Here is a 7,660-nt window from a genome sequence, read left to right as displayed (position 1 = left end):
TCGCGCGCGGCCTCGCCGGTGTTCACGCCGAAGGTCCGCACGGGTTCCTTGCGCGGCACCGGTCCTTCCTTGCGGTCGCGATCCCGCACTGCCTCCATCTCGGGGGCGGAGGGGTCGCCGGTTTCCTCGTCCGTCACTTGGGGCGCGGCGGCGGGTTCGGTCTCGCGCCGCTCGCGGTGCGCGTGGATCAGGTCCTCGCGCCCCTTGGGATGGTTCGTCGAGGCCGTGCCTTCCTTGCCGGCGGCACGTTTGGCGCCTTTCCTTTCCATGTCGGTCGCTCCTTCCGGTCGTTGCTTCATGGGGTCAAGTCGTGCGGGCGGGCGCATGTTCCTTGACGGGCCCGCGCCGGAACCGCGCACGGCGCTGGAGCGTTCCGACCCGATAGGACCACTGAACCCCGGAGACGCCCCATGCGTGCCATGATCCGTGCCCCCCGACCGTTCCCCGCATTTCCGAAGACCGCAGGCGCGGCCGCCCTGACGGCCGCCGCGTTGGCGCTCTCCGCGCCCCTCCCGGCCGTCGCGCAGACCGCTGCGTTCGACACTCCCGCCGACTTCTCCGACATGGTCGCCGCGCGGCTTCCCGCCGTCGTCGGCATCCTCTCGACGGGGCCGGCGGCGGCGGCCATGCCCGGCATGGGACCCGGCCCGATGCCTGGTCCGATGCCGCAGCTCCCTCCGGGGCTGGAGGAGTTCTTCGGGATGCCCCGGCCGCAGCCGCCGGGACCGATGCGCAGCCAGGGCTCGGGCTTCATCATCTCGGGCGACGGGCTTGTCGTCACCAACAACCACGTCATCGCGGGCGCCGACGCGGTCGAGGTCGTGCTCGACGACGAGCGCCGCTTCGAGGCGGAGGTCGTGGGCACCGACCCCGCCACCGACATCGCGCTGCTCAGGATCGAGGGCGAGGACCTGCCGAGCGTCGAGTGGGGCTCGTCCGAGGATCTGCAGATCGGCGACTGGGTCGTGGCCATCGGCAACCCGTTCGGGCTGGGCGGCACGGTCACGGCGGGCATCGTCTCGGCGCGGTCCCGCGACATCAACTCGGGGCCCTACGACGAGTTCATCCAGACCGACGCGGCGATCAACCGGGGCAACTCGGGCGGACCGCTGTTCGACGCCAGCGGCAACGTCGTGGGGGTGAACACCGCGATCTTCTCGCCCAGTGGCGGGAACGTGGGCATCGGCTTCGCGGTGCCGTCCCGCGTGGCGCAGACCATCGTCGAGGAACTTCGGGACGACGGCACGGTCGAGCGCGGCTGGCTCGGCGTGCAGATCCAGGCCGTCGACGCGCCGCTCGCGGCGGCGCTGGGCCTCGACGCGCCACAGGGCGTGCTCGTGTCCGACGTCACCGAGGGCGGCCCGGCGGCGGAGGCCGGCCTGCAGCCGGGCGACGTGATCCTGGAGATCGCGGGCCGTTCCTTCGACGCGCCGCGCGACCTGTCGATCGCGGTCGCCGAACTGTCGCAGGGCGAGACCGTGACCGTCGGCTACCTCAGGGCCGGCGCGCGCGAGGAGACGGACATCACGATCGGCCTGCGACCGGATCTGGAGACGGCAAGCGCCATGCCCGAAGGCCCCGACGCCGACGCCGCGCCCGAGGGGCCGCGCATCGGCGTGGCCGCCGCGCCGCTCGACGCCGAGACGCGGGCGCAATTCGGCATCCCCGAGACCGTCATGGGCGTCCTGGTGCGCGACGTCGAACCCGGCGGCCCCGCGGACGAGGCGGGCATCCGCGGCGGCGACGTGATTACCGACGCGGGCGGCGCGGGGGTGACCGGCATCGAGGATCTGCGCGCGGCGGTGGCGAAGGCGGCGGGGTCGGACGAGCCCATGCTGGTGCGTATCTTCCGCGAGGGTGGCTACCTCTTCCTGACGGTCGAGGTGAAGGACCTCGAGGTCGACAGCTGATCCGCCCCGGCGGAGGGAGGCCGGGAGGCGTGAACGGAAACGGGCCGCCCCGAAGGACGGCCCGGATGCCTCGCGCAAGGTCCGCGGGCGAAGGGTCCGGTTCAGGCCCGGCTCAGGGCGGCCTCGGCGTTCGCGCCGATGAACCACGCGTCCTTGTCGACCGCCCTGCTGATCTCGGTGAAGAGGTCGGCGGTGTCTTCGTCTCCGGCCTTCTCCGCCACCTCGATGGCCTCGCGCATCGCGTGGCCCACCTCCATGAAGCGGGTCTTGAGGTGTTCGACATGCTCACCGATGTCCGTCATCTCCAGCGGATAGGCCTCGAGCGTCGACTTCTCCGCCACGATCTCGGCCGTGCCCTTCGCGTGACCGCCCAGAATGACGGCGCGCTCGGCGATGGTGTCGGCGCTTTCGCGGAGGCGCTCGGCCACGTCGTCGAGCAGTTCGTGCACGCCGATGAAGCCGCGCCCCTTGAGGTTCCAGTGCGCCTGCTTGACCGCCAGCGTCAGGCTGATCGTGTTGACCAGGTTGGCGTTCAGCAGGTCGACGACCTCCTGGCGGGTATCCTGGTTGAGGCCCTGGGCAAAGTTCGTGGGCATGTATCCCTCCTTGTTCGGGTTCCGGTGTCTGCCACGTCAATTCGCGGGAGGCTCGCGTGGTTCCAGACCGGGCGCGGCCCGCGGCGTCAGTCCTCGCGGAAGCAGTCGCTCAGCTTCTCGAGGCTGTCGCGCTTCAGCACGAACAGGACGTGGTCGCCCTCCTTCAGTTCGATGTCGTCGGACATCAGTTGCTCCGTGTCGTCGCGGACGTGGGCGATGCCGTGGGTTCCCTCGGGCAGCTCGAGGTCGCCGAACCTCTGCCCGGCCATGCGCGGCGGGACGTGCACCCGCTTGAGCGCGAGGTCCCGCGTCAGCGTGGTCTCGTGGTCGAGCTCGGCCCGGTCCTGCAAGGCTTCGGCGAATTCCTGCGCCACCGTGGCGTGGGGGTTGATGACGTCGTGCAGCTCCAGCTCCGTGCAGACCTTCATGAGTTCCGACGAGACGATCTGCGGGATCACCCTTCCGAAGCCGATCGAGCGCGCGACCAGAGCGGCGAGGATGTTGTCTTCGGAGGCGTTCGTCACGGCGACGAAGACGTCGTCCTCATCCCGGAACGCCTCGCGCAGGGTCGTGGGCAGCGTGCCGTCGCCCTCCAGCATCCCGCAATCGACGCGTTCCGCCAGCTCTTCCAGCCGCTCGCGCGACTTGTCGATGACGACCACCTCGTGGCCGTCCTCGATCAGGCTGCGGGCAATGGCCTCGCCGAAGCGCGAGGCGCCCAGGATGACGATCCGCATGTCGGACCTCCTTTCAGGTCATCTGTTGATCCAGGTGCGGGGCGTGAACAGGAGCAGGACGGCGACGAATTCCAGCCGCCCCAGCCACATCGCGAAGGTGAGCGAGAGTTTCAGGTCGACCGCCATGTCCGGCCCCACGATCCCCGTGGACATGCCGACCGTGGACAGGGCCGACACCGTCTCGAACAGGGCGGGCAGCGCCGGGTGGCCATGGGCCAGAAGCTGCATCCAGACCAGCAGCATCACGCAGAGGAAGACGAACAGAAGCGCAAGCAGGCCCGCGAGTGTCCTGTCGTCGACCGTCTCGCCGTCATTGCGCAGGGGCGCCACCGCGCGGGAGGGCAGGCGCGGGCGCCGGATGGCGTCGCGAAACGCGTCGGCCAGCAACCCGATCCGCGCGAGCTTGAGGCCGCCCGCGGTCGAGCCGACATCGCCGCCCACCGCCATCGCCACCACGATCAGCAGCAGGAGCGGCCCCGGCGACGGTATCGGCCCGGCCGCGAAGCCCGTCGTGGTCAGCCCTGAGACGAGATTAAGGAGGCCGCGGTATATCTCGTCCGGCGCCGTCACGCCGTTCAGGGCCAGAAGCGCGGCATAGGCCGCCGAAAAGAGCGCGACGGCCACGAGGACCCGCCGGAGCGACCCGAGGTGCCACGCGTCGCGCCACTTGCCCTGCAGGACCAGCACGAAGGTCAGAAGCGAAACCGCCCCAAGCGTGCAGGTCAGGATCACCAGCCCCTGCGCGAAAGGGTGGTAGGAGGCAATGCTGTCGGCGCGCGGCGCGAAGCCCCCGGTGGAGACCGCGGTGAGCGTCAGAAGCACGCCCTCGCGCCAGCCGGGCAGGGCCCATGCGTTCAGCCCGCCCATGACGACCGTGAGGCCGACGTAGACGCCCAGCAACTGCTGCGCCTGCCGCCGCGTGGACGCGATGCGGTCGCCCTGGTCGATGCCCGCCTGTCCCAGCTTGCGCGCGGGAAGGCCCGAGGGCAGCAGGAGGGCCAGCACCGCCGTCGCGATCACCAGCCCGCCGCACCATTGCGTCCAGGCCCGCAGGACATGCCCCGCGACCGGCCACGCGCCGGGGTCCGCCGCGACGGACAGGCCCGTGGTGGTGGCCGCGCTCATGGCTTCGAAAAGCGCGTCGGCCGGGGGCATCCCCAGCGTCATGAAGGCCGGCACCAACAGGAGGACGCTGAGGCCGAAGACGATTGTCACGCCCAGCATCGCCTCGACGCCGCGCAGGTCCTGGGGCAGGGGGCGCGCCGAGGTCGCGACGTAGATCGCCGCCGCCAGCACGGCCGGCAGCGCCAGCGCGGCGGCCAGCGGCCATTCCCGCTCCAGCGCGGCCCAGAGCGCGGGCGGCAGGCAGAGCACGGTGAAGATCGGCGCGTGCTTGGCCAGCGTCAGGGCGATGACGGACAGGCGCGCGGGCTGCGCGATCGCCTCGGACCCCTCGCGTATGGCCGCCGCCCGTTTCACACGCATGACGAGGGGCGGCCCGTCGATGTCGACGGCCGCGTGCTGGGGGACTTGCCGCACATGCGTGCTGAACGCGCGTCCGGGCATCCGGTTCCCTGCGGGCCGGTCCGGGCTTCGGGGCGAAGACAGGAACCCCCGCGTGCTGATCGCGTTGATCTGGCGAGAAATGCCCACAGGGTATCGAGGGGCTTCGCCCATGGTTGAAATCCTGTTCCCGAGACGAGCCTACGGGGCGCGCCCGCGCCCCTGGGCTGGAGGGCGGCAGGATCGGTGAACGTGGCTTCGGCCTTCGGAGGGCCGGGCGCGCGCAGGGCGGCCTTTGGCCCGGGCCTTGGGCCTTCCCGATCCTCGACTTCGAACCACGCGGCGGCGCAAGGCCCGCCGCACCGCCAGCAACGGCCAGCAAGGAGGAGAGCACATGGCAGAGAGACACCGTTCCAAGGACGGATCCCGCGACAGCGAGAAGCTGCCGGGGGAGCCGGGCGGAGTGTCCCAGTCGGGCCGCACGGGCGGCCGCCTGCCGCGCAAGATCGGCACCGAGGACGAGGAGAAGCGCGCGGTGGAACGTCCTGCCGGCGTCACCCGCGTCCACAAGTCGGACGAGGAGGACGGCGATGGATAGGACGGCGCGCAGATCCGGCCTGCCGCAGGGCGCGTGGGTCGTCGTGGCGAACGGGAACAAGGCCCTGTTCCTCGTGAACTGGGGCGACGACATGGACATGAACCTCGTGGTCCATCGCCACGAAGAGCACGAGAACCCCAAGGCCTCCGAATGGGCGACCGACCGGCCGGGCCGTTTCAACGACGGCCCCGCAGTCCAGCGCTCGGCCGTGCAGGAAACCGACTGGCACGAACTGGAAAAGGAGAGGTTCGGCGCGGACCTTGCGAAGAAGCTCTATGCCGACGCACATGCCGGACGGTTCCGCCACCTCGTCGTCATGGCGAGCAGGACGGTCCTCAGCACGCTGCGCAAGGAGCTGCATCCCGAGGTGGCCGAAAAGATCATCCTCGAGGTGCCCAAGGTCCTGACGAACCATCCCATCGACGAGGTGGAGGTCATCCTGACCGAAGCCCTGAGGACCGGCGGCTGAGCGGAACGCGATCCGCCACCCGGACAAGAAAAAAGGGGCCGCGCGCGCGGCCCCTTTCGTCGTTCTGCACATGGGCTCGGGGGGTCAGTCCCAGAAACCCTCGTCGACGTCCTGCATGTTCTCGAGCTCTTCCTCGTTGAGGCGCGTGACGTAGGCGTAGGTCGCGTCGTCCACGGCAACGAGGTTCAGGTCGCCCACCTCGATCACGACGTGCTTGTCGCCGATGTCGAGGAAGCCGCCGACCTCGGCCACGATGCCGACGATCTGGCCGCTACGGTCCAGCACCAGGTCCTCGATCTCGCCGATCTGGTTCCAGTCGGCGCCGACCTCGTTCCACAGGTTGCCCGCGTCCCAGCCTTCGTCGTCGGCCGCGTTGGTCGTGTAGACGTTGCCGCCCGTGATGTCGCGCGAGCGGATCAGCTCGGCGCTGTCCCACTGCATCGTGTCGTTCGTCATGCCGTCATCGACGGTGGCCTCCTGCGCGAAGGCGGCGGGGGCCGCGATGAGGAGGGCGGCGGCGGTGGTGGTCAGAAGTTTCATCTCTCGGTCTCCTTTCAGGGGAGCTGGTTACGGCATCCCAACGGCGCGATCGGGGGCAGGGTTCCGTCTGACGCGGGGGCACGGGGCGCGGGGCTCGGGGCATGGCGCGCGCGCGTGCGGGGGGGGCAGGGGCGAGCGGGGGCAGCAGGGGCGAGGCCGGAGGCGGGACCCAGTGGGCCGGAACAATGCGCCGTCCCGGCGGGTTTCGCCTGATGGACACGCAACCGGAGACCCATCTCATGAACCACCGCGCCGCACAGACGCTCTTCCTGGGGCTTCTTGCGTTGATCGCCGTCTTCGCGGCCCTGCGCGTGGGGCAGGGGCTGTTCGCGCCGGTGGTCGCGGCGCTCGTCCTCGGCGTCGTCTGCGCGCCGCCGACGGACGCCATCGAGCGTATCGGCCTGCCGCGGACGGTATCGGCGCTTCTGGTGCTGGGCGGCTTCGCGGTCTTTGCCTCGACGCTTTTCGTGCTGATCGAACCCACGGTGACGCGCGCGATCCGCAACGCCCCGTCGATCTGGCGCGAGGTCACGGACATGCTCGAGGCATTCCGCGCGACGCTGGCGGGTGTGGAGGAGCTGCAGCAGACGGTGGAGGGCGCCCTTGGCGGCGCGCAGGACGGCGCGTCGGGCGGGCCGCAGGACAGTCCCGTGCAGGTTCCCGGCCTCATGGACGCGCTGGCGCTGGCGCCGTCCTTCGCGGCGCAGCTGCTGATCTTCGCGGGGACGTTCTATTTCTTCCTCGTCGGCCGCCGGGACATCTACGAGCGCACGGATCGCGGGCCGACATGGATCAGCTCGGGGATGCTGTTCCGCGCCGAGCGCCGCGTGTCGCGCTATTTCCTGACGATCACCCTGATCAACGCGACCTTCGGCGTCCTGATCGGCGGGGTGATGACGCTGATCGGCCTGCCGCAGCCGATGCTCTGGGGCATGGCCGCGTTCCTGATCAACTTCGTGCTCTACCTCGGGCCCGCCGTGCTGGCCGTGGCCCTTGCCGCCGCGGGGATCCTGACGTTCGACGGCCCGATGAGCTTCGTTCCGGCATTGGCCTACCTGGCGCTCAACATGACCGAGGGGCAGTTCGTCACGCCGTCGCTGGTTGGGCGGAACATGCACGTGAACCCGCTTCTGGTCTTCGTGTCGCTCGTGGTGTGGCTCTGGCTCTGGGGGCCGGTCGGGGGCGTCGTGGCGATCCCGGTGCTGGTCTGGTCGCTCTATGTCCTGGGGCATCTCGACCGGGACGCCCGCGACGGGGCCGGGCCGGCGGGCGGACGCAGGGCCGCGCCGGGCGCGGGCACCTGAGGC

8 protein-coding genes and 1 pseudogene are annotated in these 7,660 nt (G+C 70.5%); 4 read left to right on the top strand and 5 right to left on the bottom strand.

The features are described from left to right. Positions 1-269: pseudogene (locus tag P6F26_RS05135) on the bottom strand (hypothetical protein); the annotation flags it as partial. 141 nt (positions 270-410) lie between these two features. On the opposite strand from P6F26_RS05135, the gene P6F26_RS05130 reads away from it, so the two are divergent. Beyond that, a complete protein-coding gene (locus P6F26_RS05130) occupies positions 411-1,910 on the top strand; it encodes a trypsin-like peptidase domain-containing protein (protein WP_278027575.1) in 1,500 nt (499 codons plus the stop codon). A gap of 101 nt (positions 1,911-2,011) precedes the next feature. Here the strand turns inward: P6F26_RS05130 and dps are convergent, their stop codons facing one another. The 3 genes from dps to P6F26_RS05115 form a co-directional block, all read right to left on the bottom strand. Then, a complete protein-coding gene (dps, locus tag P6F26_RS05125; RefSeq protein WP_278027574.1) occupies positions 2,012-2,506 on the bottom strand; it encodes a DNA starvation/stationary phase protection protein Dps in 495 nt (164 codons plus the stop codon). A gap of 86 nt (positions 2,507-2,592) precedes the next feature. Then, on the bottom strand, positions 2,593-3,243 hold the full coding sequence (locus P6F26_RS05120) for a potassium channel family protein (protein WP_278027573.1): 651 nt from the start codon (positions 3,241-3,243) through the stop codon (positions 2,593-2,595). An 18-nt stretch (positions 3,244-3,261) separates the two neighbouring features. Beyond that, the gene (locus P6F26_RS05115) at positions 3,262-4,809 is read right to left on the bottom strand and encodes a TrkH family potassium uptake protein (RefSeq protein WP_278027572.1); all 1,548 of its coding nucleotides are present in this window, start codon (positions 4,807-4,809) and stop codon (positions 3,262-3,264) included. 331 nt (positions 4,810-5,140) lie between these two features. Here P6F26_RS05115 and P6F26_RS05110 point away from each other — a divergent pair, with 331 nt between their 5' ends. Together P6F26_RS05110 and P6F26_RS05105 are read left to right on the top strand one after the other, a co-directional pair. After that, on the top strand, positions 5,141-5,344 hold the full coding sequence (locus P6F26_RS05110) for a hypothetical protein (protein WP_278027571.1): 204 nt from the start codon (positions 5,141-5,143) through the stop codon (positions 5,342-5,344). After that, on the top strand, positions 5,337-5,813 hold the full coding sequence (locus tag P6F26_RS05105; RefSeq protein WP_278027570.1) for a host attachment family protein: 477 nt from the start codon (positions 5,337-5,339) through the stop codon (positions 5,811-5,813). The genes P6F26_RS05110 and P6F26_RS05105 overlap by 8 nt, the downstream gene beginning before the upstream one ends. Positions 5,814-5,897: 84 nt before the next feature. Here P6F26_RS05105 and P6F26_RS05100 read toward each other — a convergent pair whose 3' ends face one another. After that, positions 5,898-6,353, bottom strand: a complete 456-nt coding sequence (locus P6F26_RS05100; RefSeq protein WP_278027569.1) for a PRC-barrel domain-containing protein — start codon at positions 6,351-6,353, stop codon at positions 5,898-5,900. Between the two features lie 212 nt (positions 6,354-6,565). On the opposite strand from P6F26_RS05100, the gene P6F26_RS05095 reads away from it, so the two are divergent. Continuing rightward, entirely contained in the window at positions 6,566-7,657 is a 1,092-nt protein-coding gene (locus P6F26_RS05095; protein WP_278027568.1) for an AI-2E family transporter, read from the top strand. The last annotated feature ends 3 nt before the right edge of the window (positions 7,658-7,660 follow it).

It is taken from the genome of Roseicyclus salinarum (assembly GCF_029624655.1).
Classification (GTDB): Bacteria; Pseudomonadota; Alphaproteobacteria; order Rhodobacterales; family Rhodobacteraceae; genus Roseibacterium; species Roseibacterium salinarum.
Note: the sequence above shows the minus strand (reverse complement) of the source record. Positions and strands in the feature narration are given on the sequence as shown.

What these genes read in the sequence shown, in the direction of transcription:
- P6F26_RS05105 (WP_278027570.1), top strand. Translation starts at nt 5,337, where the DNA reads ATGGATAGGACGGCGCGCAGATCCGGCCTGCCGCAGGGCGCGTGGGTC.
- P6F26_RS05120 (WP_278027573.1), bottom strand. Translation starts at nt 3,243, where the DNA reads ATGCGGATCGTCATCCTGGGCGCCTCGCGCTTCGGCGAGGCCATTGCC.
- P6F26_RS05110 (WP_278027571.1), top strand. Translation starts at nt 5,141, where the DNA reads ATGGCAGAGAGACACCGTTCCAAGGACGGATCCCGCGACAGCGAGAAG.
- P6F26_RS05130 (WP_278027575.1), top strand. Translation starts at nt 411, where the DNA reads ATGCGTGCCATGATCCGTGCCCCCCGACCGTTCCCCGCATTTCCGAAG.
- P6F26_RS05095 (WP_278027568.1), top strand. Translation starts at nt 6,566, where the DNA reads ATGGACACGCAACCGGAGACCCATCTCATGAACCACCGCGCCGCACAG.
- dps (WP_278027574.1), bottom strand. Translation starts at nt 2,506, where the DNA reads ATGCCCACGAACTTTGCCCAGGGCCTCAACCAGGATACCCGCCAGGAG.
- P6F26_RS05100 (WP_278027569.1), bottom strand. Translation starts at nt 6,353, where the DNA reads ATGAAACTTCTGACCACCACCGCCGCCGCCCTCCTCATCGCGGCCCCC.
- P6F26_RS05115 (WP_278027572.1), bottom strand. Translation starts at nt 4,809, where the DNA reads ATGCCCGGACGCGCGTTCAGCACGCATGTGCGGCAAGTCCCCCAGCAC.